Raw genomic sequence first — 26,530 nt, 5'->3', positions numbered from 1 at the left:
GCTTCTTCAACATCAATTTCTATAAATTCATCCACTCCTTTTACTAAGGAATGTGTTATTCTTTCCTGCACCGTTCCCGAACGCCATTCTTGAATTGCTTTCTCCGTATTCTTTACATCGCCTTTTACATTTTCGGCAAAATCCAGTAAACGTTCAGTTGCATCATCACGTCTGTTCAATATTACATCTTCAACGTGTTCTAATAAATCTTTTGGAATTTCGTCATAAATAGATAACATTTCTGGGTTTACAATTCCCATTGTCATTCCATTTTTGATGGCATGATACAAGAAAACCGAGTGCATCGCTTCTCTCACCGTATCATTTCCCCTGAATGAAAACGAAACATTACTCACCCCACCACTAATATGTGCGTGAGGCAAATTTTCTCTAACCCATTTGGTTCCTCTAAAGAAATCCAAAGCATTCAATCGATGCTCGTCCATTCCTGTGGCTACTGGAAATATATTTAAATCGAAAATAATATCTTGAGGTGGAAAACCAACTTTGTTGACTAAAATATCATACGAACGTTGACAAATTTCAACTCTACGGTCGTAATTATCTGCTTGTCCTACCTCATCAAAAGCCATAATAATTGCCGCAGCTCCGTAGCGTTTAATCAATTTAGCGTGATTAATAAACGCTTCCTCTCCTTCTTTTAATGAAATAGAATTTACGACACATTTTCCTTGTACGACTTTCAAACCCGCTTCAATGATTTCCCATTTGGAACTATCAATCATAATTGGAACACGAGAAATATCCGGTTCGGCAGCAATTAAATTCAAGAATTTAGTCATTGTGTACACACCATCTAACATTCCTTCATCCATATTAATATCGATGATTTGTGCACCGCCTTCTACTTGCTCTTTAGCAATACTGAGTGCTTCTTCGTATTTTTCTTCCTTTATTAATCGAAGAAATTTTCTAGAACCCGTTACATTGGTACGTTCCCCAATATTTACAAATACGCTTTCGGGCGTAATGATTAACGGTTCTAATCCTGATAATACAAGGTTTCTTCTTTTCTGATTCTCTTTCATTAGGCAAATATTTGCGCTTTTCTTGGTTTGTATTCTTTTGCAATATCTGCAATCAACTTGATGTGTTGTGGCGTTGTCCCACAACAACCGCCTATAATATTTATTAGATTATCATCTAAATATTCTTTGATAAATACCTGCATTTGCTCTGGAGTTTCGTCATATTCTCCAAAAGCGTTAGGCAATCCTGCGTTGGGATGTGCTGAAATATTAAAAGAAGTATTCTGTGATAAAGTTTGCAAATATGGTTTGAGTAAGTCGGCTCCCAAAGCACAATTGAATCCTACACTCAATAATGGAATATGTGAAACGGAAATTAAAAATGCTTCTACCGTTTGTCCCGAAAGTGTTCTTCCAGAAGCATCGGTTATTGTTCCTGAAACCATAATTGGAATATCTATGTTTCGTTCTTCTTTTACTTCTTCGATGGCAAAAAGCGCTGCTTTGGCATTTAAAGTGTCAAAAATAGTTTCTACTAATAGAATATCGCAACCTCCGTCGATTAAGGCTTCCACTTGTTGTTTGTATGCAATTCTCAAATCGTCGAAAGTTACGGCACGATATCCCGGATCATTTACATCTGGACTCATTGATGCTGTTCTGTTGGTTGGACCAATTGCTCCTGCTACAAATCGTGGTCGATCGGTAAATTCATCGGCAACTTCACGTGCTATTTTTGCGGACTCATAGTTGAGTTCGTAAACATATTCTTCGAGATAATAATCGGCCATTCCGATAGTTGTTCCCGAAAAGGTGTTGGTTTCGACAATATCGGCTCCTGCTTGAAAATATTGTCTGTGAACTTCTTTGACTGCTTCAGGTTGCGTGATGGACAATAAATCGTTATTCCCTTTTAATGGATGTGGAAAATCTTTGAAGCGTTCACCACGAAAATCCTCTTCGGAGAAGTTATTACGTTGCAACATGGTTCCCATGGCTCCGTCGAGAACTAGGATTCTTTCTTTTATGGCTTGTTGTATTTTTGACATATTTTTTCTCGCAAAGGCGCAAAGGCACCAATTTTTTATTAAAATGTTTCTTAAATAGCCCTGATGGGAACGATATCCTTTTTCTTGCTTCTTTAGCAAGGAAAAGATATAGTGTACAGCAGGAAATAGCTCCTAATAATTTAGAAATTAGTTCTTAGAAATATAAAATGTTATGGGAAAGTGAGAGGGAATTCTCGTGGTTATCTGTTTCCAATAAATCGGAATAGAATGTAGCACCTTCTTTATAGTAAAGGGTTGCTAAGCTTTCGTTGGGTCTAATCCCTCCAGCTTTCGTGATAACAAGCAATAAATTTATGAACAGTACAAATGTAGTAATAATATTTTATTTTGAAAAATTTTCTGTAAAATGATTTTATTTATTTGTAAAACAGAAAATAAATCTATTTTTTTTACTTTTAACAGCTATATTTTCTGTTTTAATTTAACGCTTGATTTAAATCATTTATCACATCGATTACGGTTTCTAATCCTACAGAAACCCGCACCAAACCATCGGTAATACTTACCGCTAATCGCTCTTCGGGAGTTAATTTGCTATGAGTTGTTGATGCCGGATGTGTGACGATTGTTCTTGTATCTCCTAGATTTGCAGAAAGGGAACACAATTGAATTTTGTTTAAAAATTGTCGTCCAGATTCTATTCCGCCTTCAATTTCGAAAGCTACAATATTGCCACCTAGTCGCATTTGTTTTTTGGCGATTTCGTATTGCGGATGCGATTTTAGAAACGGATATTTTACTTTTTTTACTTTAGGATGATTTTCTAAAAACTGAGCAACTTTTAAGGCGTTTTCACAATGTTTTTCTACTCTTACGGCTAGTGTTTCTAAACTTTTAGATAAAATCCAAGCATTGAACGGTGATAATGCTGGCCCAGTATTTCTTGAAAATAAATAAATTTCTCTTATTAGTGCAGCACTTCCTACGGTTACTCCTCCTAAAACTCGTCCTTGTCCATCGATTAATTTTGTTGCAGAATGTACCACTAAATGTGCTCCGAATTTTATTGGTTGTTGAATATATGGCGTTGCAAAACAGTTGTCGATAATTAATATCAAGTTGTGTTTTTTGGCAATTTTCCCTAATAATTCTAAATCGATAATATCTACTGCGGGATTGGTTGGCGATTCGGCAAAAAGAATTTTGGTATTTGGTTTGATAAAACTTTCGATTGTTTCGGGTTTATTGATATCAAAATAAGAAGTTTCGATATTCCATTTCGGAAAATAAGTAGTAAACAAAGCGTGCGTAGAGCCAAAAACACTACCTGCCGAAACAATATGATCTCCTGAATTAAGCAAAGCCGCAAAAGTTGAATATACCGCAGCCATTCCTGTCGCGAAAGCATAACCTGTTTCGGCACCTTCCATTTTACATATTTTTTCTACAAATTCCGTAGTATTGGGATTACTAAAACGACTGTAAATATTCCTGTCTTTTTCTTCTGTAAAAGATGCTCGCATGTCTTCGGCATCTTCGAAAACGAAACTGGAAGAAAGGTATAAAGGAACTGAATGCTCTAAATATTGTGTTCGTTCTAATTGTGTTCGTATGGCTTGGGTTTCGAAACCGAAATTTTCTTGACTCATAATGGTTTACTATTTAAAACTACTTTATAGTTGATTTTTGCTGTTGGTTCTAATGTTTTAGAAACAGAACAATATTTTTCGAAAGAAAGTTGGGCTGCTTTTAGCACTTTCTCTTCATTGATATTTCCTTCTAAAAAAATGGTTACCGTGATGTCTTTAAAAGGTTTTGCTTCTTCAATTTGTTCTCGAACACCTTCTACTTCTGTTTTATAAGATGTGATTTCTTGGCGTTGTTTTTTGAGTATCGATATGATATCAATTGCACTACAACCTGCAACCCCCATCAATAAAAGCTCCATGGGACTTGGTGCTAAATCATTACCTCCAAATTCAGCTCTACTGTCTAATTCTACAATGTGACCTCTTTCGTTTTTTAGTTGAAAGTGATAATTGTCATTTATTCTGTTTAGTGTTATTTTCATAATTGTTTTTATTTGAACGCGGATGAAGCGGATTTTTTTTAATCTAAAGTCTAAAGTCTGCAATCTAAAATCACTAGCCTTTATCTGATAATCTTAAAATATCTCCAAAAACACCTCTTGCCGTTACTGCAGATCCTGCGCCTGCTCCTTGAATCACAATAGGTCTGTCACCATAAGATTCGGTATAAATTTCGAAGAAAGAATCGGAACCTTTCAATTGTCCTAAAGCGGTATCAAGCGGAACTGAAATTAATTTTACGTCTAAGTTACCTTTTTCTTGTTGCAAGTCTCCAGACAATTCACCAACATATCTCAAAACATGATTTGGTTTTTGTTCGGATTTTATTTTTGCGAAAATGGCATCTAATTCGTCCAATCTTCCTAAAAACTCTTCTTTATTACCCTCTCTTAAATTTTCAGGAATTAGATTTTGAATATTGATTTCTTCAAATTCATTTTGTAAATCTAGTTCTCGCGCTAAAATTAATACTTTTCTGGCAACATCGTTTCCACATAAATCCTCTCTAGGATCTGGTTCGGTGTAACCATTTGCAATGGCTTGTTTTAAAGCTTCACTAAAAGGCATGTCATTTGCCGAAAAAGTATTGAAAAGGAAACTTAATGAACCTGAAAACACCCCTTTTATTTTAGTGATATTTTCTCCCGAATGGTGTAACAATTTAATGGTATCAATAAGAGGTAAACCTGCGCCAACATTAGTTTCGTACAAATAACTCTTTTGGTTGTCTGCCAATGCTTTTCTTATTTTTTTGTAGAAATCATAACTCAACGTATTTGCAACTTTATTTGAAGATACTAAATCGAAACTATGCTCTGCTAGTGAGATATAATTTTCGACAAACTTACTACTTGCCGTGTTATCTACCGCTATCAGATTCTCGAGATGATGTTCATTGGCGTATGCGATAACACCTTGAATAGTATAAGGAATTCCGTTATTTTCGATTTCATTTTTCCAATTCTGAGTGATTCCGTTTTTGTTCAGTATTATTTTTTTAGAATTGGCAATAGCAAAAATATTAAGCTTAATATCCTTGCGTTTTTCTATTGTTGAAGCCGAATTTAAAATTTGATCTATTAGTGTTCCTCCAACCAAACCATGACCAAAAATAGCAATGTTTATTTTCTTTGAAACTCCAAAAATCTCACCATGAATAACATTTAATGCTTTGTTTAATTGCGACTTATTAACTACTAAACTCACATTTTTTCCCGTAACCGTATTATTAAAAAGGATCGGGACAATTTTATTTTTTATAAGTGCCGAATATGGTTTGTGAAACGTACTCAAATCTTGTCCAATAATAGAAATTACCGAAACATCATCTATTGCAGAAATTTTATTGACATCTTTAGAATAAAAATCGTTTTCAAATTCTTTTTCTAATTCTATAATAGCTTTCGAAGCTTTATCGGCAGCCACAACAATCCCAATTCCTCGCTCAGAGGAACCTTGAGAAATGATACTCACACTAATGTTGTGGTCGCCCATTACTTTAAAAATACGTGCATCGACACCTGTTTTCCCAAGAAGTCCTCTTCCTTCAAGATTTACTAAGGCTACATTTTCTAAAACCGAAAGTGATTTTATCCCTTCTTTATCGGCAGTAGAAGTGATTAATGTTCCTTTATTTTCGTGATTGAAAGTATTTAAAACCCGAAGCGGAATATTTTTTTCTAACAAGGGAACAATCGTTTTAGCGTGAAGAATCGTAGCTCCAAAGTTTGCTAATTCATTGGCTTCATTAAAAGAAAGAAAATCGATTTTTTTAGCATCAGAAACCAAATCTGGATTGGCGGTGTAAATTCCGTCAACATGTGTATAGTTTTGTAATTCTTCTGCATCGAGATAATTTGCAATTAACGAAGCAGTGTAATTACTACCATTTCTACCTAAAGTAGTGGTGTCATTATTATTATTTGAACCTATAAATCCTGTAATAACATTTACCGTTGTTCCGTTATTCTGTTTGAAATGATTAATGACATTTTTTTTAGACAAACTATCTAGAGGTTGTGCATTTCCGTAATTTTCGTCGGTTTTTATAAGTAAACGAGCATCTGAAAAGTGGGCATTTACTCCTTTTTCTTTCAATGCTTGTGTAACCACTTTAGCAGAAATAACTTCCCCTTGAGCCAAAACATTGTCTTTTATTTTCTTGCTATAATCTCCCAACAAAGTAACTCCTTCAAATGTTTTTTCTAGAAGCTGAAATTCTTCTGTTAAGTCTACTTGAAAATCAGCTTGTTGGTATTTTTTGAAAGCTGAAAACTGCTCTAAATACGCTTCCTTTTTTACTGCTTTTTCTAAAATTTCTTCTAATACATCAGTCGCATTGGCAATTGCCGAAACTACAACGGCAATTTTATTGTTATTATTTACTTTGTCTAAAATGATTTCGATTGTTTTATCAAATCCATTTCCGTGGGTGAGTGATTTTCCTCCAAATTTTAATATTTTCATATGTATATTTTTATTGTTTTTTAATGGTCATATGTAATTCGCATAGCGTATTTTGCAGTCAATTCACGATTTCGTAATGCTCATTTCATTATGCTGTTTGTTTATTTGTTATAAAAATTTTGTTTAAAATGACATTTAATTGTTCGTATTCTATCAGAAACGCATCATGTCCATGTATGGATTTAATTTCGTTGTAAAACACATTTTGCTTTACTTTTTTCAAATCTTCATAGGTTTCTCGATTTTCATCGGCGGTAAAAAAATAATCGGTATCGACCGCTATAATGTGAATATTAGATTGAATGACTTTGGCAACCGTCACAAAATCTTTTCTATTTCTGGTAATATCGATTGTTTTTATAAGATGGTTCATCATTTTGTAGGAAGCCAATTGAAATCGTTTTTGCAATTTTTCTCCGTGATGAATTAGCCAACTTTCTATTTGAAATATATTTTTTAATTCGTTTTTCTCCCTGTTAAATTTTTGCTTTAATGATTGTGGCGTTCTATACAAAAGCATGGCGTGTGATCTCGCATCAGGAATTGGATAATTAGAATTGTTTAGAATTTCATCTTGTATTACTGTGTTGGCAATAACCCAATCCGAAGCTTTCCAATCTGAAGCAATGGGAATTAAATTTTCGATTGCAATAGGATTGATAACTGCCATTTCCCAAGCAATTCCACCACCTAAACTTCCTCCAATAACCGAAAAAATGTTTTCTACTTGCAGTTGCACCAATCCTTTCCAAAATATTTTAGCAATATCTCTAGCTGTAAAATGGGTATAATTATGAATTAGATTTTCTTTTAATCCGTCATATCCGTTTCCAGGAATATTAAAAGCTAAAACGGTAAAATGGTTTGTATCTATCGTTTTATTTTTACCAATTAAATCTTTCCACCAACCATTCTCATCGGTTACTTGAGAGTTTCCGGTAAGGGCATGATTAACCAAAACTATAGGTGCTTTTCCGATAGGTTTACCAAAAATTTGATAAAAAAGAGGTAAATTCTTTTGAATTTTTCCACTTTCAGTAACAAAATCTGATATAATTATTTTTTTTAATTTTTCCATTTTAAACAACTTAATAGAAAACTGCCTCTGACAAATTCAGGTTGTCAAAGACAGTTTTACAAACAAAAAACAAACGAATTTTTTATACTAACTGAGGATTTTTAATGTTTTCAAAAACCGCCTTTAAGTCAGCTTTTAAATCTTCAATATCTTCTAAACCAACCGAAAGACGAATTAAATCTTTAGTGACCCCAGTTGCCACTTGCTCTTCATCTGTAAGTTGTTGATGTGTTGTGCTTGTTGGGTGAATAATTAGCGATTTTGTATCTCCAATATTTGCCAAAAGAGAAAATAATTTAGTTTGATCTGCTACTTTTTTAGCCGCTTCAAATCCCCCTTTTAAACCAAAAGTCACCACTCCATTTTGCCCTTTTGGCAAATATTCTTTTGCTAAATCATAGTATTTACTTGATTTAAGTCCTGGATAATTTACCCAAGCTACATCTTCTTGACTTTCTAACCACTGGGCTAATGCCAAAGCATTTTCGCTGTGTTTTTGAACGCGAATAGGTAGTGTTTCTAATCCTTGAATAATTTGAAAAGCATTAAAAGGACTTAAAGCTGCACCAAAATCACGCAATCCTTCAATTCTTACTTTGGCAATAAAAGCAGCATTTCCTAGCGCTTCATGATATACTAATCCTTGATAACCTGCTGATGGTTCTGTAAATTCTGGGAATTTTCCGTTGCTCCAATCAAAATTTCCAGCATCAATAATTACACCTCCAAGTGACGTTCCGTTTCCAGAAATATATTTGGTTAATGAATGAATTACAATATCTGCTCCGTGCTGAATTGGATTTAATAAATACGGTGAAGGAACAGTATTATCAACAATAAAAGGAACTTTAAAGGCTTTTGCTTCTTTTGAAATCGCTTTTAAATCCAATACATCTAATTTTGGATTTCCTAAACTTTCTGCAAAAAATACTCTTGTGTTTTCTTGTGCTGCTTTAGTAAAATTTTCAGGATTTGATGGATCTACAAATGTTGTTGTGATTCCTAATCTTGGTAAAGTTACCTTAAGTAAATTATAAGTTCCACCGTACAAACTATTAGAAGCCACGATATGATCTCCTGATTTTAATAACACTAGCAAAGCTGTAGAAAGTGCTGCGGTTCCTGATGCAGTTACTACTGCTCCTATCCCTCCTTCAAGCGCTGCTAATCGTTGTTCTAGGATATCATTTGTTGGATTGTTTAATCGTGTGTAAATAAATCCTGCTTCGGCAAGTCCAAATAAATTGGCTGCGTGATCTGAATTATTAAAAACATACGAAGATGTTTGGTAAATAGGAACAGCTCTTGTTCCTCCATTTTTAGTAACATCATGTCCTGCGTGTAATGCGTTTGTTGCGAATTTTTGTGTGCTCATTTTGTTTAGATTTAAAGATTAATTTGATATTTATTTATATTATTTGAATTTTTAAGGCAATAAAAAAGCCTTTTTGGATGGCTTTCCAAAAAGGCTTATAGTTTGAACTATAATAAAGATTATCTCTTTCGCTTTATGGAATAGCAAGGAAGTGTGCACATATGCATCATACAACACATCATCATTTTATTTGCTATTAGATTCATTTTGAAAATTATTTTTTTTAGACTTGATTTAAATAAAAAAACCTCTGCGATTGGCAGAGGTTTGATTGTATATTTTAAAAAATTAAAATGATGCAATGCGTTGCTCTGCGGAATTTTCCGACATCATACGACACATATTGCACATTGTAATTTTCATTTTGTTTATGATTTTATTTTGCAAATGTAGTTTTATTTTCTAAATAAAAAAATATTTTAGATAAATTTTCTAATTTATTTTAATTTAATTGCTGTTTATAGAAAATAAAACTAAAAAAGACGTGTAACTAAAGTGTTTTATCATTGTTGAAAATTAAAAAACTTTCAATAACATTCTAATACTGAATATTATTACTAAAAAAGCCACTAATAATAGAGCTGTTTTATGCGGTAGCTTTCCAGCTAATTTGGCACCAAAAGGCGCTGCAATTGATCCGCCAATAATTAATCCTAAAATAATAAACCAATGACTAATCCCTAACGAAGTGAAAAAAGTAATTGATGCTGCCAACGTTACAAAAAACTCGGCTAAACTAACCGTTCCAACTACATAACTTGATTTTCTTCCTTTAGACAAAAGTGTTGAAGTTACAATTGGACCCCAGCCTCCACCTCCGAAAGCATCAAAAAATCCACCCGCAAAACCTAACAAACTCGCATTTTTAAGTTGCTGTTTTTCAATTCTTTTTTTGAATGCTAAAATAATCAATCGAACACCAATTAACAACGTATAACTCGCTAGAATTCCATAAGTAATTGCTTCATATTTATTTCCTAAATAAATTAACAATAAAGCTCCAACTACTGATCCAATTACGCCCGGAATAGCAATCCAGAAAAATAATTTCTTGTTTACATTTCCAAATTTATAATGTGAAAAACCGCTAATTCCACTTGAAAACATCTCAGCCGTATGAATACTTCCGCTAATTGCCGGAAGTTTAATCCCCAGCAACATCATACTTGTAGAACACATTACACCATACCCCAAACCTAAAGCACCGTCAACAATTTGAGCAAAAAAACCAATTAATAGCATTCCGTAAAAAGCGTTGGGAATATTTTGAGCATGACTCCATAATTCATCAAAAGAAATAAATTTAGAAACTCCAAAACCAACAAAAAAGAACATGAACAACAAGGTAATTTCAAGCACCAATTTTTTATATTTTTTAGCTTCATATCTCTCCTTTTTCTTTGTTAAAAAGCTTTCTGTCACTTTATTTAAATCGTTTAGTTTTTGACTGAAATCGCCTTTATGCTGATTTCTAAACGAATTTAATTGTGTGATACTATCTTCAATTTCATTCGGAATTACTTCTGTAAAATATTCGCGCATTCGCTTAGCCAAAACCGGTGATTTTCCATTGGTTGAAATAGCGATTTTTAAATTTCCTTTATTTACAATCGAACCCAAATAAAAATCACATAAATCAGGTTGATCGGCTGCGTTGACTTTAATCCCTTTATTTTTGGCTAATTCTCTAACTTCCAAATTTATTTCGGGCTTATCGGTAGTTATAATTACAAAATCTTTATTATTTAAATCGTTTTCTTCGAAAGCACGTTCAAAGAAAGAAATATTTTCATGTTTACTTATTATTTCAGTCAACTTTGAATGAAAATAAGTTGCCACGATGGTTAAATTAATCTGTGGATTTTGTTTTAATAAAGTTTCGGTTTTTTCCAAACCAACATTTCCGCCGCCAACAATTAAAAATTGAGCCGTTTCGGTTTTTAGGAAAATTGGAAATAGTGTGTTTTTCATTATTTATCTTTTTTTAAATCAATGGTGTGAAAAATGGATACTCGTAAAATATCTCTGTTATAAAAATCGGTTCCCGTTTTTTGTTGCTGAAACCAATTCATATAACCCACTTCAAATGCATAAGAAGCATTCCGTTTATACTGAATTGCAGCATAAATTCTATTTTGATCGAAAACATTTTTCACAATTTTATTTCCCACATTAAACATAACTTCGTCTTTCAGCTTTAGTATTATTTTGTCTTTTTCTTCTTTTTTTAAAACTGTAAAATCCAATCCTAATTGATATCGCAAACGGAAATTTGAAAAGCGATAACCACCAACTAATTGCTGATTTTCAACATCATGAAAAAATCGTGCTTCGGCTTTATACCTATGATTTATGGTTAAAAATCCTAACTTTTGTTTGTGAATTAATCCGATATCTGGTCTTAATTCTGGAACCGTTAAATTACTTTCTGATTCAGGATCATTTAAATTTTGCAAAAAGAAAGTCATTCCAACAGAAGCCTTCCAATCTCCAAATAATTTCCTTTCCAAATTTGACCGAAACACTAATTGATGCTGCGCTGTTGGATTGTAAAACTGTCGTTCTTGAATTTCACTTTTCAAATTCCAATTCTCATTAAACTTTAAATCATTGTAATATCCATACCAAATAAGTTGCTGATTTTCAATCTTTTTTTGCGCTAATAAAAACTCAGAAATCAATAAAATTAGTACTATAATTATCTTCTTCATTCGTTCAAAATGGTTCTAAAAGTAAAATCTCCAAACGTTTCATTTTCTAATTTTTCTTTTACATATCGACTTAACAAAACATCTACTTCTTCTAAAATTTGAGATTCTGTTTGTTTTTCTTTATACAATTTATTTAAACGTTCTCCGTATCTATCACCACCCAACATAAAATTATATTGTCCTGGACCCGTTCCTACAAAACCCAATTCAGCAACATACGGGCGACCACAACCATTAGGACAACCAGTCATACGAATAGTAATTTCATCATTTTGCAAGTTATATTTCTCTAAAATAGGTTCGATTTTAGTTACTAATTCTGGCAAATAACGTTGTGCCTCGGCTAAAGCCAAAGGACATGTAGGTAAAGCCACACAAGCCATCGAGTTTTTTCGGAGTGCACTGTCATTTTTGTTGATTTGATGTTTCGTAATTAATCCTTTAATTTTAAATTTATTTTCCTCACTTACCTCACCTAAAATTAGATTTTGATTGCCTGAAAAAATAAAATTAGAAACCTGCAATTGTGCAACTTCTAGTAGGAATTGCTTTTGTTCTGGTTTGACCACACCATGTTCTATAAATAAAGTATAAAACCATTTTCCTTGTTCACTTTTCTTCCAACCAAAACGATCGCTTCTCTCTGTAAATTTGAATGGTTTTTCTGGCAACAAATCAAATCCTATTCTGGTTTCTAGTTCTTTTTTAAATACTGGAACAGTCAACTTATCGACCGTATATTTCATTCTAGATAATTTTCTGTCTACTCTATTTCCGAAATCTCTTTGAATGGTTAAAATTTCATAAACTGCCTTTAACGTTTTTTCTTCCGAATCTGTAAAACCAATTACTGTTGCTAATCGTGAATACGTATTTTCATTTCCGTGTGTTCTTGCTAATCCTCCACCAATTGCGATATTAAATCCTTTCAATTCGTTGTTTTCGATAATGGCAATTAGTCCGATATCATTGGTAAAAACATCTACATCATTACTTGGCGGAATGGCGATAGCAATTTTGAATTTTCTTGGCAAATAGCGGTCTTCATAAAGTGGATCGGCTTCTGAAGAACGTTCATAAATTTTTTCTCCATCGACAAAAACCTCGTAATAAGATTGCGTTTTTGGCAAAAGTAAGGTCGAAATTTTATCCGCATACTCATAAATCTGTTGATGAATCGATGAAATTTGCGGATGTGAACTCACAATTACGTTTCTGTTGACATCGCCACAGGCTGCAATCGAATCTAGCTTTGCGGTATTGAAAGACTGGATCGTTGGGCGCAATTGATGTTTTAATAATCCGTGTAATTGAACCGTTTGACGCGTCGTAATTTTTAATGTTCCTGTACCGAATTGTTCCGAAATTTCGTGAGTTGCAATCCATTGATTCGCATTAATTACGCCGCCTGGAATTCGCAAACGAATCATAAACGAATACAATTTGTCTAATTTTTTTGCTGCTCTTTCTGCTCTACGGTCACGGTCGTCTTGCACGTACATTCCGTGAAATTTAACTAAAGTTTCGTCGTCTGGACGCACATTTCCCGTATGATTATCTAAATCGATACTTTCCTTTAAAGTTCCTCTAAGACCATCACTTTTGGTCTTTATTGCTTCTATTGGTGATAATTTTTCGCTCATTTTATTTATTTTAAACCTGACAGGTTTTTGAAACCTGTCAGGTTGTTCGACTAATACACGTCTTTTTGATATTTTCCTTGATTTTCTAATTCATCTAAAACTTGTTGGGCTTCACTTTCTGAGATATTTCGCTCTTTTGAAATGACCTCAACAATTGCATTTTCTACATCTTGACTCATTGGATTTTTTTGTCCGCAGATATAAATGCTCGCGCCGTTTTCTAACCAAGAATTAAATTCCTTTGCTTTTTCTCGAATTCTATCTTGAACATAAATTTTTTGTTCTTGATCTCTTGAAAAAGCGGTGTCTAATTTCGAAAGTACTCCAGTTGTTAGCCATTCTTGAATTTCGGTTTGATAATAAAAATCCAATACAAAATGTTGTTCTCCGAAGAATAACCAATTTTTTCCTTCCGCTCCAGTAACATCTCTTTCTGCTAAAAAGCTTCGGAAAGGTGCAATTCCGGTTCCGGGACCAATCATAATAATATCTGTTTCATCCTTTGGTAATCGGAAATTTTGATTTTTATGAATGTAGAATTCCAATGGTTCATCTAAAGGAAAATCGGCTAAAAACTCAGAAGTCAAACCAGTTTTCTCTTCATTATCCACTTTAAATTTATTCACATTCACTGTTAAATGAACTTGTCCGTCGTGCGCTTCCGAAGACGACGAAATAGAATACAATCGTGGCGCGATTGGTAAAAGCAACCCAATTACTTCTTCTAATTTTACTTTTTTCGGTTGGTATTTCTGAATAACATCTAACAAATTGGCTTTCTCTTCTTTAATTTCGATTTCGAACAAATTTGAAAACCCATCTAAAGATTTTTTCGACAAACCTCTGATGTTTTTATCGATAAGAATACTATTATTTTCTTCACCGAAATAAGTCGCAACAGCTTGAATTTCTTCTTCTTTATTTTTTGGAAAAACACCTAACGCATCGCCAGGTTCGTAACTAATTTCATCTTCCGATTCAATTTCAATATGATAGGTTTCTTTGTTCGAATCTCTATCGTTCAAAACCACTTTATGACTTATTTTCCCAACATAATTTTTCTTGTGAGAAGTTGTTGTAGCAGTCGTAGATTTTACTTCATTTGATAATGACGAACCGATATTTTGAAAGGCTTTTTGTAAATCCGCTTCCCAATTCGAAACCGTTTCTGCAAAATCAACATCTGCTTTAACCAATGACAATAATTGTTTCGCACCTTTTTCTGCTAAAACTTCATCTAACAAAATTCCGGCATTACAGAATAATGGATACGAAGAATCTCCCAAACCTAAAACAGCATAAGAAACATTTTTCAGATTAACATTTGATACTTTCAAATTCTCATAAAAAGCAACAGCATTTTGAGGGAATTCACCTTCACCTTGTGTGCTCATTACAAATAATATAACATTTTCTTTTTCAAGCTTCGTTACATCGTATTGAAAAACATCAATCGCTTTGGCTTGGATTTTATTTTTCTTAAAAGCTGCCAATAAATTAGAAGCTACTTTTTTAGAATTTCCTGTTTCAGTTCCGTATACAATTATTGGCTTTACTGCTACTGAAGGAACAACCGTATTCGTTTCGGCAATTCCTCCTAATAATTCCACTCGATCTAAAAAACCAGCCAAATAGCCTTTTGTCCAGATAATTTCTTCTGTTGTTGCATTTTGCACCAGTTGTTGTAATAATGATAATTTAGTTTCAGATAGCATTTTGGAAAATATTTTTATGGTTATCGAAATAAGATTCTGTTGTATTTTTTTCAGTAAACCAAGAAAACTGATGATGTAAATTCACCACTTTTCCGATGATTAATAATGTTGGCACGTACTCAAATTCTGGCAAAGCTTTCGTTTGAATGTCTTCAAAAGAAAAAACCTGTGTTTTTTGGTTTGGCGTTGTCGCTTGTTGCACCACAGCTAAACCTTTTTCCAAACTAATATTTTGATTTAAAAGCTGTTGCGTTAAAACATCTAATCGTTGACCGCTCATATAAAAAACCAAAGTATCTTCAGTTGTTGCCCAATCTTGCCATTGATTTTCCTTAATCGTGTCTAAATCATATAGCGTTAAAAACCGAACACCTCGAGAAAAACCTCTTGCTGTTAATGGAATTCCAGTGTAAGCCGCAGCACCAAAAGCCGCAGAAATTCCTGGAATGATTTCATAAGCAATTTTATGTTTTTTAACAGCTTCTAATTCATCCAACACATTAGAAAACAACGACGCATCGCCACCTTTTAATCGCAATACTAATTTTCCTTGCAAGGCAAATTCCACAATTAATTCGTTGATATCTTGTTGCGGCGTCCAAATCCCTTTACTACATTGTTTTCCCACATAAATTATCTCCGCATCTTTACGTGCATATTCTTCAATCAGTTCTGGCGACACCAATCTGTCTGTTAAAACCACATCAGCAGTTTGTAAATATTTTAAGGCTTTTAAGCTTATTAAATCGGGATCACCAGGACCTGCTCCGGCTAAAATTACTTTCCCTTTTTTGTGTATTTGTATCATAATATTTTTTTAAATTAGGCATAGAAAGGGCTGTTCCGTGTTTAAAACGAAGTACAATTTCTACGATAAATTACTGATTTTTAGAACAATCCTTCTATTGAAAGATAACGTTCGCCCGTATCATAATTAAAGGTTAATACTACAGCATCATCAGGTAATGAAGCCACTTTTTTTGCGACTGCAGCTAAAGAAGCGCCAGTTGAAATTCCGACTAAAATCCCTTCTTGTTTCGCTACATTTCTGGTAAATTCGAACGCTTCCTCTTTTGAAACTTGAATTACTTCGTCAATTAAATTGGCATGATAATTCTCAGGAATAAATCCAGCACCAATACCTTGAATCGGATGCGGCGAAGGACTTCCACCACTTAAAACCGGAGATAATTCTGGTTCAACCGCAATGATTTTCACATTCGGAAATTTCGCTTTTACTACTGAAGCAATTCCTGAAATATGTCCGCCAGTTCCAACTCCTGTTATGATGTAATCTAATCCGTTTGGGAAATCAGCCAAAATTTCTAAAGCTGTAGTTTTTTGATGAACCGCAACATTCGCTGGATTATTAAACTGAGATGGCGACCAAGAATTTGGCGTTAAACTTACTAATTCGGCTGCTCTTTCAATGGCACCTTTCATTCCTTTTTCACGAGGTGTTAAATCGAATTCGGCTCCGTAAATTTCCATTAATTTTCTTCTTTCCACACTCATTGATTCTGGCATAACCAAAATCACTTTATATCCTTTTACAGCTGCGACTAATGCTAATCCAATTCCTGTATTTCCAGAAGTTGGTTCAATAATTACGCTATCTGAGTTTAATAATCCTTTGGCTTCGGCATCTTCAATCATCGCTAATGCGATACGATCTTTAATGCTATTTCCTGGATTGGTTCTTTCTAATTTAATCCATACGTTTTTATTTGCTCCGTATAGATTATTGATTTTTACTACTGGTGTATTTCCGATAGTTTCTAATATATTATTTGCTTTCATCTCACTCGATTTTATTTTGTTAATGTGTTCGATGCTGTTCGCCTTTCAGGCTCGGGTCATCTCTTTATTTTTTTGTTTATTTTGTTTTAAGTTTCAGGTTCCTAAATCACATAATTTAATGGTTCGGGAAATTCACTTTTATTTTTTATTTCGATTTCACTTTTGTGATACACTAATGAACTTTCTGGAATAGAATGCGTTAACCAAACATTTCCACCCACAACCGAATTTTTACCTATAGTTGTATTTCCTCCTAAAATGGTAGCATTGGCATAAATAGTTACATTATTTTCAATGGTTGGATGTCTTTTAGCTGAAGCGTTATCTTTTGAAACCGACAAAGCTCCTAATGTGACACCCTGATAAATTTTGACATTATTTCCAATTTTAGTCGTTTCACCAATTACGATTCCGGTTCCGTGATCGATAAAGAAATTTTCTCCGATTTCCGCTCCTGGATGAATATCTACTCCCGTTTTACTATGAACATATTCGGTAATTACTCTTGGAATAATTGGAATATCTAGTTTCCAAAATACATTGGCAATTCGGTAAGCCGTAATTGCAAAAAAACCTGGATAAGCAATTAAAACTTCTTCTTTTGATTTTGCTGCTGGATCAAAATTTACGATGGTTTCCAAATCGTTAATTAGCACATAATGTATTTGTTCAATGCTTTCGAAAAAATAATTTGAAGACACTACTATTTCATTTGTATCATCCGTAATTGTAGCTAAAATATCTTGCAACTTCAATTGAAGCGACTTTTCCTTATTTTGAAAAAACCTATAATTATGATATTCTTGATTGATATCGAACAACCAATTAATTAATTCGTCCACCCAATTTTCAACTTGCGTTTTGTTGATTGGACTTTTGATTCTTTCCTGATTTCTAATGTAAATTGAATATGACATATTATAAAAACATTAAGGCGCCAACCGTATTATTACTTGTTTCATCTATAAGAATCGCGTTTCCAGATTTTGGGTTTTTATCAAAAGCATCATAAAATAATGGCTGATTTGTTCTTAAACTAATTTGAGCAATGTCATTTAATTTTATTTCTTTTTCGTTTGTAAACTCCCAATCGTTAATATTCCATTTTTGATTGACTTCTTGAATTTTTACACGAACATTTTTAAATCGATGTTGTAACAAATAGGTTTTCCCTACTTGCAACGGCGTATTATCTAACCATGAAATCCAAGAATTAATTTGAGAAGATTCAGTTGGTAATTTATCCGACAAAACTACGGTGTCGCCACGACTAATATCAATATTGCTTTCAAAATGCAACACAATATTATCACCTGCTTTTGCTACTTTGATGCTTTCTAAATTATTTTCGATTTTTATAATTTTAGTTAAAATATTGGCTGGTAAAATGATTACCTCATCGCCCACTTTATAGCTTCCGCTTAAAACCAAACCTGCATACCCACGATAATCGTGATTGGCTTCATCTTTTGGACGAATGACCCATTGCACCTGAAAACGGGGTGCCAAATCTTCCGTAGTTTCTAATTCAATTGCTTCTAACGTTTCTAATAATGCTTTTCCGTTGTACCAATTTGTATTTTCGGATTTGGTTACAATATTGTCTCCAACCAAAGCACTTACTGGAATGTAACTGATTTCATTGAATTGTAATTCTGATTTAATCGCTTCAAAATCGGCTTTAATTTGATTGAAAGTGGCTTCCGAATAATTCAGTAAATCAATTTTATTAATGGCGATAATTGCTTTTTTAATTCCCATTAACGAACCAATACTCGCATGACGTTTGGTTTGTTCCGTAATTCCTTTTCTCGCATCAACCAAAATGATAATTAAATCGGAATTAGAAGCTCCAGTAATCATATTTCTGGTGTATTGTTCGTGTCCTGGCGCATCTGCTATAATAAATTTTCTCTTTTTTGTAGAAAAATATTTATAGGCTACATCAATCGTAATTCCTTGTTCACGTTCGGCACGAAGTCCGTCTGTGATTAGTGATAAATCGATTTCGACACCTTCTTGTTTCGTTTGTTTTTTCAACACACCTAATTGATCGGTGTGAATACTATCAGAATCATATAAAAGACGACCTATTAAAGTGCTTTTACCATCATCTACATTTCCTGCTGTTATAAATCGTAATGTGTTCATGTGTTTTTTGTTTCAAGTTTCAGGTTTCAGGTTTCAGGTTTCAGGTTTTAAAAATACCCTTGTTTTTTTCTGTCTTCCATTGCGGCTTCTGACAGTTGATCATCTAAACGGGTTTGTCCGCGTTCGCTCACTCTGGTTTGAATGATATCATCAATTATGTCTTGAATTGTTGCTGCTTCGGACGGAACTGCTGCAGTGCAAGTCATATCTCCAACTGTTCTGTATCGCACTTTTTCAACTACAACTACATCATTTTCTATTGGTTGGATGAATTTTGATGTCGCCACCAATTTATCTTGGTGAACAATACATTCTCTTTCGTGCGTAAAATATAAACTTGGCAATTCGATGTTGTATTTCTGAATGTAATTCCACACGTCTAATTCCGTCCAATTGCTAATTGGAAACACACGAACATTATGACCTTTTTTAACTTTTCCGTTTAAAATATCCCATAATTCTGGACGTTGTAATTTTGGATCCCATTGTCCGAAATCGTCTCGAACAGAAAAAATTCGTTCTTTCGCTCTGGCTTTTTCCTCATCACGACGCGCACCACCAATACAAGCATCAAATTCATTTTCTTCAATTGCATCTAAAAGCGCATAGGTTTGTAACGAATTTCGAGAAGGAAAACGACCCGCAGTTTCTTTCAAATTGTATTTTTCAATACTTTCTTCCACTGATGCAACGATTAGCTTTTCTCCAATTTGATTGGCTAAATAATCTCTGAAAGCAATGGCTTCTGGGAAATTATGACCTGTATCAATATGTACTAATGGAAAAGGAAATTTCCCTGGACGAAATGCTTTCAAGGCTAGATGTACCAAAACGATAGAATCTTTTCCACCAGAAAAAAGCAAAGCTGGTTTTTCAAATTGTGCTGCTGTTTCACGAAGAATATAAATCGCTTCGTTTTCTAATTCTTCTAAATAATGATGTTTTTGACTCATTTTTTTTGTTTCAAGTTTATTTTGTTTCAGGTTGTTTTACCCTTATTAAATTTTATTTATGTAATCCACATTCTTTTTTGGATTGATCTTCCCACCACCAACGGCCAGCTCTAAAATCTTCTCCTGGTTGAATGGCTCTTGTACAAGGTGCGCAACCAATACTAACAAATCCTTTATCGTGTAAAAGATTATATGGAACTGCATTTTTTGTTACATATTCCACCACTTCTTCTGTTGTCCAATTTAATAATGGATTGAATTTGTACAATTGTTTCTCTTCGTCCCATTCTATTTCTTGTACTGTATTTCTGTTGTTTGATTGTTCTGCTCGTAATCCTGTAATCCAAACTGCGGCACCAACTAATGCTCTGTTTAACGGCTCTACTTTTCTGATGAAACAGCATTCTTTTCTCAAATCCACTGAATTATAAAAGGCGTTTATTCCTTTTTCATTACTATAATTTTCAATAGTATTTGTATTCGGATAATAGGCTTTAATTTTTTCATTGTATTGCAATTGCGTTTTATCCCAAACCGAATACGTTTCTGGAAAAAGCCTTCCTGTATCTAAAGTAAAAACCTCAATGTTTTTAATTCCTTGCGAATAAATAGCGTGAGAAATTACTTGATCTTCAATTCCGAAACTGGTTGAAAAAACTATTTTTTCATTAACCCTTTGAGCCAACAATTTTATGTTTTCTTCAAAATTTTCAGTGTTTACAATATTTTTTAAAAAAGTATCATCCATTATATTTTAGATTATAGTTATAAAAAAACCTCTTTATTGAAGAGGTTTTTTTGTTTGTATTAAATTATTAAAACAAGAAAAACCTCATCGTACTTTGCACATAGTAAAACAACACACCATCATTTTATTTGACATTAAGTTTTTCATTATATTATTCTTGATTTTGATTTAAATAAAAAAAACCTCTGCGATTGGCAGAGGTTTGATTGTATATTTTAAAAATTTAAAATTATGCAATGCGGTGCTCTGCGGAATTTTCCGACATCATACAACACATATTACACATAGTAAATTTCATTTTTTATTCTTAATTTTATTTTGCAAATGTAGATTTATTTTCCAAATAAAAAAATATTTTAGATTATTTTTCTGAAATTTATATTTTAATAATCATTTATTAGATTATTTTGCTAAAAAACAAAATCGCTAAACAACCATTTATACTTCTATTCTGTTTTTAAGTAAAATTATTTTAATCAAAAAAAAGTTAAGATTAATTTGCAATTCAATTTCGTTTCATACATTTGCAAACGAAAATCAAGAGGAAAAATTTGAACTGATTGCAACCTCGTTAAAAAAATGCTAAAGCAGAAATTCTTCTTTATCATTACCCTGCAATCACATTTTTTTCTTCACTAAAATTAATTTTAAATAATTATATTATGGCATATTTATTTACGTCAGAGTCAGTAAGTGAAGGACATCCAGACAAAGTTGCAGATCAAATTAGTGATGCATTAATAGATAATTTTTTGGCTTTTGATGCTGAATCTAAAGTAGCTTGCGAAACGTTAGTTACAACTGGACAAGTAATTTTAGCTGGAGAGGTAAAATCGAACACTTACCTTGATGTGCAAAACATAGCAAGAGAAGTGATTAGAAAAATTGGATACACGAAAAGCGAATACATGTTTGAAGCTAATTCTTGTGGTATTCTTTCTGCAATACACGAGCAATCAGCAGATATAAATCAAGGAGTTGATAGAGCTAGCAAAGAAGAGCAAGGCGCTGGAGACCAAGGAATGATGTTTGGTTATGCAACGAATGAAACTGAAAACTACATGCCATTAGCATTAGATTTATCTCATGCTTTATTGATCGAATTGGCTAACTTGAGAAGAGAAAATAACGAAATTAAATACCTGCGCCCAGATGCAAAATCTCAGGTAACTTTAGAGTATTCTGATGATAACAAACCACAAAGAATTGACGCTATTGTAATTTCTACTCAACATGATGATTTTGATGAAGAAGCTACGATGTTGGCCAAAATCAAAACAGATTTAGTTGGTATTTTAATTCCTAGAATTAAAGCAAAATATCCGCAATATGCTCATTTATTTAATGATCAAATTACTTACCACATTAACCCAACTGGAAAATTCGTAATTGGAGGACCACACGGAGATACTGGTTTAACAGGTAGAAAAATTATCGTTGATACTTATGGCGGAAAAGGAGCTCACGGTGGTGGTGCTTTTTCTGGAAAAGATCCAAGTAAAGTTGACAGAAGTGCTGCTTATGCTACACGTCATATCGCTAAAAACTTGGTTGCTGCAGGAATATGTGACGAAATTTTAGTTCAGGTTTCTTATGCTATTGGTGTGGCTAAACCAACATCGATAAACGTAGTTACTTACGGAACTAGTAAAGTAAATTTGACTGACGGAGAAATTAGCAAAAAAGTAGAAGCTATTTTTGATATGCGTCCTTACTTTATCGAGCAACGTTTGAAATTAAGAAATCCAATATACAGCGAAACTGCGGCTTATGGACACATGGGAAGAACTCCAAAAACCGTAACCAAAACGTTTTCTGCTCCTGGTGGATTAACAAAAACTGTAGAAGTTGAATTATTTACTTGGGAAAAATTAGATTTTGTAGACACTGTGAAAAGTGCTTTTGGAATATAAACAAATATATCATCGATAAAAACCGGCATTTAGTCGGTTTTTTTATGACTTATAATAAAAGTTTAATTAAAAAAAATATTTTTGTATCATAATTTAAAAAAAACCATGAAAAAAACAATCTTAGGTTTAGCAATATTTACTGTATTTTTTACACAAAATATAAATGCTCAAGAAAGCATAACTTCTGGAGGAAGTAAAGGTCTTTATTTTAAAATAAATGGTGGCTATAACTTCGCAGTTACCAATTCTCAACATGGTGTTGGAGAAACTCCTTTTGCACCAAGTCCTTATCCTTTTTATGATGGATCAGTAATTAATGGAGGTTCAGACATTAACTGGAAAACAGCTGATGTAAACCTAGGGAAAGGGATTAATTTTGGAGGAACAATTGGCTATATGTTCAACAACCAGCTAGGTGCTGAAATAGCAGTAGATTATCTTTTGGGAAGCAAAACAGAAACTAAAATAGATGGTTCTGGTGGATCTTTAAACCAAACACTTTCCTCTCGAATGATTCAAATTAAACCAAGTTTTGTTTTATCTGCAGGTTATTCAAAAATTAATCCTTATGCAAAATTTGGAGCTATAATAGGTTCTGGAAAAATTACCCAAGAATTTAACTTATTCATAGGTGATTTAACTGAAGTTGAAGCTGAAGCAAAAGGCGGATTGGCATTTGGTTTTCATGCTGGTGTAGGTTTAAATTTCGGGCTTACTCCTAAACTATCTCTTTTCGGAGAATTAAACATGAACAACTTAAGTTATGCGCCTGAAGAAGGTAAACTAACTAAATATAATGTAAATGGAGTTGATCAGTTACCTACTCTAGACATATCCGTAAAAGAATACCAATACACGGATGAAAATCCATATATTATAATAGGTGGTGGCGGAACTTCTCCCGACCCTAACCAACCTTATAGAGCTCCAAAAACATCTTATAGTTATAGCACTATAGGTATTAATTTTGGATTAAAATACAGTTTGTAATTTTTATTTCAAATTTAAAAAAATCCTGACTATATTTTAGTCAGGATTTTTTTGTTTTGAAGCTTCCGTAAGATGTACTTATTTGACTATCTTTAGTAAGAAAAATATATAGTGTAGAATGGGGAGAATAGTTACAAATTATATTTCAAACTAAAAATTAAATAACGTGGTTGGACTGTATATTGAGAAGTTCTCGTAGAAAATTGTGAGAAACTATCATCATTTAATGACGTTGTATTAAGTAAGTTTGTTCCTGAAATTTTATATTCCATTTTCCCCCCTTTTTTCTGATAAATTAAGCTAGCACTTAAAAAATCATATTCATTTTTGACCGTTTTTGTGTTATTTGTATAGTTGTAAAACTCATATTCTGACACAAAAGAAAAAGCATCTAAAAAGTAATAATCTATTTTGACAGAAGGTGTTTTAGTATAAAATTTCGTGTTCTGATAATCATTTACTAAATAATTATAACCTATTTCTATGTTAGGCAAATTCTTATAATTTGTCGAGGCTTTGACTGTGTAATTTTGAATAAAACTCTCTGAGGATTGTGGTAAATTATTTTGAACATTATTAAACTTAGACCAACTTTCTGCCACCGTTAGTGATGCTTTATAATTTCTCAAAAATGAACGTCCATAATTAGCAGCTCCACTAATTGTTTCATCAGCAAAATTAGAATTTATAGCAGTACTTACTTGATTAATTCCTATAAAAGTTGACGAATTTTTTACTGGATTCACTTTTCTAGAATAAGAAATATTAGCAAATATATTCTCCAGATTAAACATGTTGTATTTAAAATATCTTAAGGAATGTGTGTGAGAAAGGGCGTTTTCTAAATCACGATTTCCTTTAAACAATGAGTTGTAACTTGACAAAACACTTCCTTCGGCAAGTTTATTTATATCTGTAAAATCAGTGGTTAATACGTAATTATAGGTTAAAGTTTCTGATTTTTTTATTTGATATAAAGCATATACATCTGGTAAAACTCTATAAAAATCATTGTTTTCTTTTGTTCCTAATTGCGCATTATAAGTATTGTATTTATGGACTGAAAAACCTGGATTGAATGTGAATTTCCCTGTCAAAAATTTATAATGTAATCCTAAAAAAACATCATTAAAATTGTATTGTACCTGATTTTTTGAATTCGATTTAAGGTTATCAATACTACCATTGTCTAATATCTGAAAAATATCTGAATTGAATGATTGAAATGAATATGTGTTCCCAATAGTTACATTTATATTACTTTTTGGGTTAACCATATAATAGTAATCTAATTTTGAATCTATTTTATTGGTTTTCACTAAACGGTTTTGATTAATATCATACCTGCTTTGGTTTTGAAATCCTAAATTTTCTGATTGATCAAAAGGAGGTGGATTATCAGGAAAAGGATTTGTTTTTAAATTAGCGTTATAAAAAGGATTTTCGTTCTGATACAAATGTTGTACTTCAAGTGCAAAAACATTTTTATCATTCTTAGTGTAATAAGCATTAAAATTCTGATTTAACGAGAATGGATTTTGATTCTTATTAGTGAATATTGATTGACTATTATTTAATATTGGGTTTTGAAAAAAAGTTTTTTGCAATGCATTATTATTCTCGTCTTGCTTAGATTGTTTTGCCAAAACATCGTAATCTAACTGTAATTTAGCATTTGGCTTATAGGTTCCGCTTAGCTTATACAATCCTAAATTGCTTTTTTGATGTGTTGTTTCATTTCTGTTTTCTGAAGAAACTATAGTTTTTGCATCTTGTCCTAAGAAATTAGTTTGGTTCTTTGTTTCTAAATCGGTTTCAGTAGCTGAAAGAATTGCAAATCCTGATATACTTAATGTTTTTATTGGATTGTATGAAAAATTAGTAGCACCAAACTTGGTCACAATTTCTTTTGCTCTGTTGTTCCTAAGCAACGAGATACCTAAATCATTCGAGGAAATATTAAAATTTGTCCCTCCTTTTTTCATCATGTTTTTAAAACCTCCAGTAAACTTAAAATAGTCTTGAATTGTAAAAGGCAATTCCCCAATATTATTAAAGTTACTCAATAAGTTTATGCTGTATTTTGGACTGTAATAAAACAGTTTAGGATTTATTTCACACCTGCTTTCTGTATGCCCTACTCCTACTCCAGCAGTCATATCACCAAACCAAAAATTCTTTTTCCCAGATTTCAGTTTGATATTCATAGCCACATTATCCTCGTTGTTTTCAAGACCTTTAAGCGCTCCAACTTCATTATAATTCCTTAAAACCTGTACTTTATCTATGGCATCGGCAGGAATGTTTTTGACTCCTAATTTTGTATCTCCATCAAAGAAATCTTTACCTTCAACCATTAATTTCGAAACTTTTTTTCCTTCCACTTCCACTTCACCATCAGCATTTACAGTAACACCCGGTAATTTTTTCAGTACATCTTCTAACTTACGTTCAGTTCCTGTTTTAAAAGAATCTGCATTATAAATAATAGTATCTCCTTTTATAGAAACTGGCATTTCTCGTACAATTTCTACCCCAGCTAATTCCGTTGCATCTGCATTTAGTGTAATAGTTTGAGAAATATCCTCAGCTTTTGTAGCAATTGTAAGGTTTTTTGTTTTTAATCCTAAAAACGAAAAGCGCACACTATAAGTTGCATTTGCTTTTAGCAATAATTGAAACTTCCCTTTATCATTGGTTATAGAGTAGGAATCGACTGCTTTTGTAACTTGATTTACCGCCATGACATTTGCCATTTCAAGTGGCGCATTAGTTGTGTCTTTGACGATACCTTGAAAAGTAATGTTTTGAGAAAACGATAATGTCGTTACTAATAGAAATAGAAGAAAAAATATTTTTTGAATTTTTGAATGTACCATAAAGCGTGTAAGAAATATA

General features: G+C 32.8%; 20 protein-coding genes and 1 riboswitch. Of the genes, 2 read left to right on the top strand and 18 right to left on the bottom strand.

Features of this window, described 5'->3' with window-relative positions; genetic code table 11:
• The 17 genes from ABI549_RS02390 to ABI549_RS02310 form a co-directional block, all read right to left on the bottom strand.
• Window positions 1–1,049, bottom strand: a 1,049-nt coding sequence (locus tag ABI549_RS02390) for a dihydropteroate synthase (RefSeq protein WP_348074851.1), incomplete at its 3' end; no start/stop codon positions are given.
• On the bottom strand, window positions 1,049–2,038 hold the full coding sequence (locus ABI549_RS02385) for a homocysteine S-methyltransferase family protein (RefSeq protein ID WP_348074850.1): 990 nt from the start codon (window positions 2,036–2,038) through the stop codon (window positions 1,049–1,051). The genes ABI549_RS02385 and ABI549_RS02390, both read right to left, overlap by 1 nt.
• 197 nt (window positions 2,039–2,235) lie before the next feature.
• Window positions 2,236–2,341, bottom strand: a riboswitch (SAM riboswitch).
• 134 nt (window positions 2,342–2,475) lie between these two features.
• Window positions 2,476–3,648, bottom strand: a complete 1,173-nt coding sequence (locus tag ABI549_RS02380) for an aminotransferase class I/II-fold pyridoxal phosphate-dependent enzyme (RefSeq protein ID WP_348074849.1) — start codon at window positions 3,646–3,648, stop codon at window positions 2,476–2,478.
• The gene (locus ABI549_RS02375; RefSeq protein ID WP_348074848.1) at window positions 3,645–4,070 is read right to left on the bottom strand and encodes an OsmC family protein; all 426 of its coding nucleotides are present in this window, start codon (window positions 4,068–4,070) and stop codon (window positions 3,645–3,647) included. Before ABI549_RS02375 ends, ABI549_RS02380 begins: the two co-directional genes overlap by 4 nt.
• 73 nt (window positions 4,071–4,143) lie before the next feature.
• On the bottom strand, window positions 4,144–6,555 hold the full coding sequence (gene thrA / locus ABI549_RS02370) for a bifunctional aspartate kinase/homoserine dehydrogenase I (RefSeq protein WP_348074847.1): 2,412 nt from the start codon (window positions 6,553–6,555) through the stop codon (window positions 4,144–4,146).
• An 88-nt stretch (window positions 6,556–6,643) separates the two neighbouring features.
• Window positions 6,644–7,633, bottom strand: coding sequence for an alpha/beta fold hydrolase (locus ABI549_RS02365; RefSeq protein ID WP_348074846.1), 990 nt, complete (start codon window positions 7,631–7,633; stop codon window positions 6,644–6,646).
• 82 nt (window positions 7,634–7,715) lie between these two features.
• A complete protein-coding gene (locus ABI549_RS02360; RefSeq protein ID WP_348074845.1) occupies window positions 7,716–9,008 on the bottom strand; it encodes an O-acetylhomoserine aminocarboxypropyltransferase/cysteine synthase family protein in 1,293 nt (430 codons plus the stop codon).
• A gap of 516 nt (window positions 9,009–9,524) precedes the next feature.
• The gene (locus ABI549_RS02355; RefSeq protein ID WP_348074844.1) at window positions 9,525–10,979 is read right to left on the bottom strand and encodes a TSUP family transporter; all 1,455 of its coding nucleotides are present in this window, start codon (window positions 10,977–10,979) and stop codon (window positions 9,525–9,527) included.
• Window positions 10,979–11,719, bottom strand: a complete 741-nt coding sequence (locus ABI549_RS02350; protein WP_348074843.1) for a DUF2490 domain-containing protein — start codon at window positions 11,717–11,719, stop codon at window positions 10,979–10,981. The genes ABI549_RS02355 and ABI549_RS02350 overlap by 1 nt, the downstream gene beginning before the upstream one ends.
• The gene (locus ABI549_RS02345) at window positions 11,716–13,362 is read right to left on the bottom strand and encodes an NADPH-dependent assimilatory sulfite reductase hemoprotein subunit (protein ID WP_348074842.1); all 1,647 of its coding nucleotides are present in this window, start codon (window positions 13,360–13,362) and stop codon (window positions 11,716–11,718) included. Before ABI549_RS02345 ends, ABI549_RS02350 begins: the two co-directional genes overlap by 4 nt.
• A gap of 50 nt (window positions 13,363–13,412) precedes the next feature.
• Window positions 13,413–15,077: a flavodoxin domain-containing protein gene (locus ABI549_RS02340; protein ID WP_348074841.1), complete on the bottom strand. Its 1,665-nt coding sequence runs from the start codon at window positions 15,075–15,077 to the stop codon at window positions 13,413–13,415.
• Window positions 15,067–15,885, bottom strand: coding sequence for a uroporphyrinogen-III C-methyltransferase (cobA, locus tag ABI549_RS02335; RefSeq protein ID WP_348074840.1), 819 nt, complete (start codon window positions 15,883–15,885; stop codon window positions 15,067–15,069). The genes ABI549_RS02340 and cobA overlap by 11 nt, the downstream gene beginning before the upstream one ends.
• A gap of 80 nt (window positions 15,886–15,965) precedes the next feature.
• Window positions 15,966–16,877 (bottom strand): cysteine synthase A, encoded by a 912-nt coding sequence (gene cysK / locus ABI549_RS02330; RefSeq protein ID WP_348074839.1) that lies wholly within the window; start codon window positions 16,875–16,877, stop codon window positions 15,966–15,968.
• A gap of 101 nt (window positions 16,878–16,978) precedes the next feature.
• Window positions 16,979–17,794 (bottom strand): serine O-acetyltransferase EpsC, encoded by an 816-nt coding sequence (gene epsC / locus ABI549_RS02325; RefSeq protein ID WP_348074838.1) that lies wholly within the window; start codon window positions 17,792–17,794, stop codon window positions 16,979–16,981.
• A 1-nt stretch (window position 17,795) separates the two neighbouring features.
• Window positions 17,796–19,028, bottom strand: coding sequence for a GTP-binding protein (locus ABI549_RS02320; protein WP_348074837.1), 1,233 nt, complete (start codon window positions 19,026–19,028; stop codon window positions 17,796–17,798).
• Between the two features lie 47 nt (window positions 19,029–19,075).
• Window positions 19,076–19,981, bottom strand: coding sequence for a sulfate adenylyltransferase subunit CysD (gene cysD, locus ABI549_RS02315; protein ID WP_348074836.1), 906 nt, complete (start codon window positions 19,979–19,981; stop codon window positions 19,076–19,078).
• Window positions 19,982–20,033: 52 nt separating this feature from the next.
• On the bottom strand, window positions 20,034–20,729 hold the full coding sequence (locus tag ABI549_RS02310; RefSeq protein WP_348074835.1) for a phosphoadenylyl-sulfate reductase: 696 nt from the start codon (window positions 20,727–20,729) through the stop codon (window positions 20,034–20,036).
• Between the two features lie 662 nt (window positions 20,730–21,391).
• Here ABI549_RS02310 and metK point away from each other — a divergent pair.
• Window positions 21,392–22,642 (top strand): methionine adenosyltransferase, encoded by a 1,251-nt coding sequence (gene metK, locus ABI549_RS02305; protein ID WP_348074834.1) that lies wholly within the window; start codon window positions 21,392–21,394, stop codon window positions 22,640–22,642.
• Between the two features lie 105 nt (window positions 22,643–22,747).
• Entirely contained in the window at window positions 22,748–23,632 is an 885-nt protein-coding gene (locus tag ABI549_RS02300) for an outer membrane beta-barrel protein (protein ID WP_348074833.1), read from the top strand.
• Window positions 23,633–23,763: 131 nt separating this feature from the next.
• On the opposite strand, the gene ABI549_RS02295 is transcribed toward ABI549_RS02300, so the two are convergent.
• The gene (locus ABI549_RS02295; protein WP_348074832.1) at window positions 23,764–26,511 is read right to left on the bottom strand and encodes a carboxypeptidase regulatory-like domain-containing protein; all 2,748 of its coding nucleotides are present in this window, start codon (window positions 26,509–26,511) and stop codon (window positions 23,764–23,766) included.
• Window positions 26,512–26,530 lie beyond the last annotated feature (19 nt).

It is taken from the genome of Flavobacterium sp. (assembly GCF_039932285.1).
Taxonomy (GTDB): Bacteria; Bacteroidota; Bacteroidia; order Flavobacteriales; family Flavobacteriaceae; genus Flavobacterium.
The sequence above is the reverse complement of the archived record's forward strand: the minus strand, read 5'-3'. Positions and strand labels throughout refer to the sequence as shown.

Coding starts and splice junctions, on each gene's coding strand:
- ABI549_RS02385 (WP_348074850.1), bottom strand. CDS start 2,038: ATGTCAAAAATACAACAAGCCATAAAAGAAAGAATCCTAGTTCTCGAC.
- ABI549_RS02380 (WP_348074849.1), bottom strand. CDS start 3,648: ATGAGTCAAGAAAATTTCGGTTTCGAAACCCAAGCCATACGAACACAA.
- ABI549_RS02375 (WP_348074848.1), bottom strand. CDS start 4,070: ATGAAAATAACACTAAACAGAATAAATGACAATTATCACTTTCAACTA.
- thrA (WP_348074847.1), bottom strand. CDS start 6,555: ATGAAAATATTAAAATTTGGAGGAAAATCACTCACCCACGGAAATGGA.
- ABI549_RS02365 (WP_348074846.1), bottom strand. CDS start 7,633: ATGGAAAAATTAAAAAAAATAATTATATCAGATTTTGTTACTGAAAGT.
- ABI549_RS02360 (WP_348074845.1), bottom strand. CDS start 9,008: ATGAGCACACAAAAATTCGCAACAAACGCATTACACGCAGGACATGAT.
- ABI549_RS02355 (WP_348074844.1), bottom strand. CDS start 10,979: ATGAAAAACACACTATTTCCAATTTTCCTAAAAACCGAAACGGCTCAA.
- ABI549_RS02350 (WP_348074843.1), bottom strand. CDS start 11,719: ATGAAGAAGATAATTATAGTACTAATTTTATTGATTTCTGAGTTTTTA.
- ABI549_RS02345 (WP_348074842.1), bottom strand. CDS start 13,362: ATGAGCGAAAAATTATCACCAATAGAAGCAATAAAGACCAAAAGTGAT.
- ABI549_RS02340 (WP_348074841.1), bottom strand. CDS start 15,077: ATGCTATCTGAAACTAAATTATCATTATTACAACAACTGGTGCAAAAT.
- cobA (WP_348074840.1), bottom strand. CDS start 15,885: ATGATACAAATACACAAAAAAGGGAAAGTAATTTTAGCCGGAGCAGGT.
- cysK (WP_348074839.1), bottom strand. CDS start 16,877: ATGAAAGCAAATAATATATTAGAAACTATCGGAAATACACCAGTAGTA.
- epsC (WP_348074838.1), bottom strand. CDS start 17,794: ATGTCATATTCAATTTACATTAGAAATCAGGAAAGAATCAAAAGTCCA.
- ABI549_RS02320 (WP_348074837.1), bottom strand. CDS start 19,028: ATGAACACATTACGATTTATAACAGCAGGAAATGTAGATGATGGTAAA.
- cysD (WP_348074836.1), bottom strand. CDS start 19,981: ATGAGTCAAAAACATCATTATTTAGAAGAATTAGAAAACGAAGCGATT.
- ABI549_RS02310 (WP_348074835.1), bottom strand. CDS start 20,729: ATGGATGATACTTTTTTAAAAAATATTGTAAACACTGAAAATTTTGAA.
- metK (WP_348074834.1), top strand. CDS start 21,392: ATGGCATATTTATTTACGTCAGAGTCAGTAAGTGAAGGACATCCAGAC.
- ABI549_RS02300 (WP_348074833.1), top strand. CDS start 22,748: ATGAAAAAAACAATCTTAGGTTTAGCAATATTTACTGTATTTTTTACA.
- ABI549_RS02295 (WP_348074832.1), bottom strand. CDS start 26,511: ATGGTACATTCAAAAATTCAAAAAATATTTTTTCTTCTATTTCTATTA.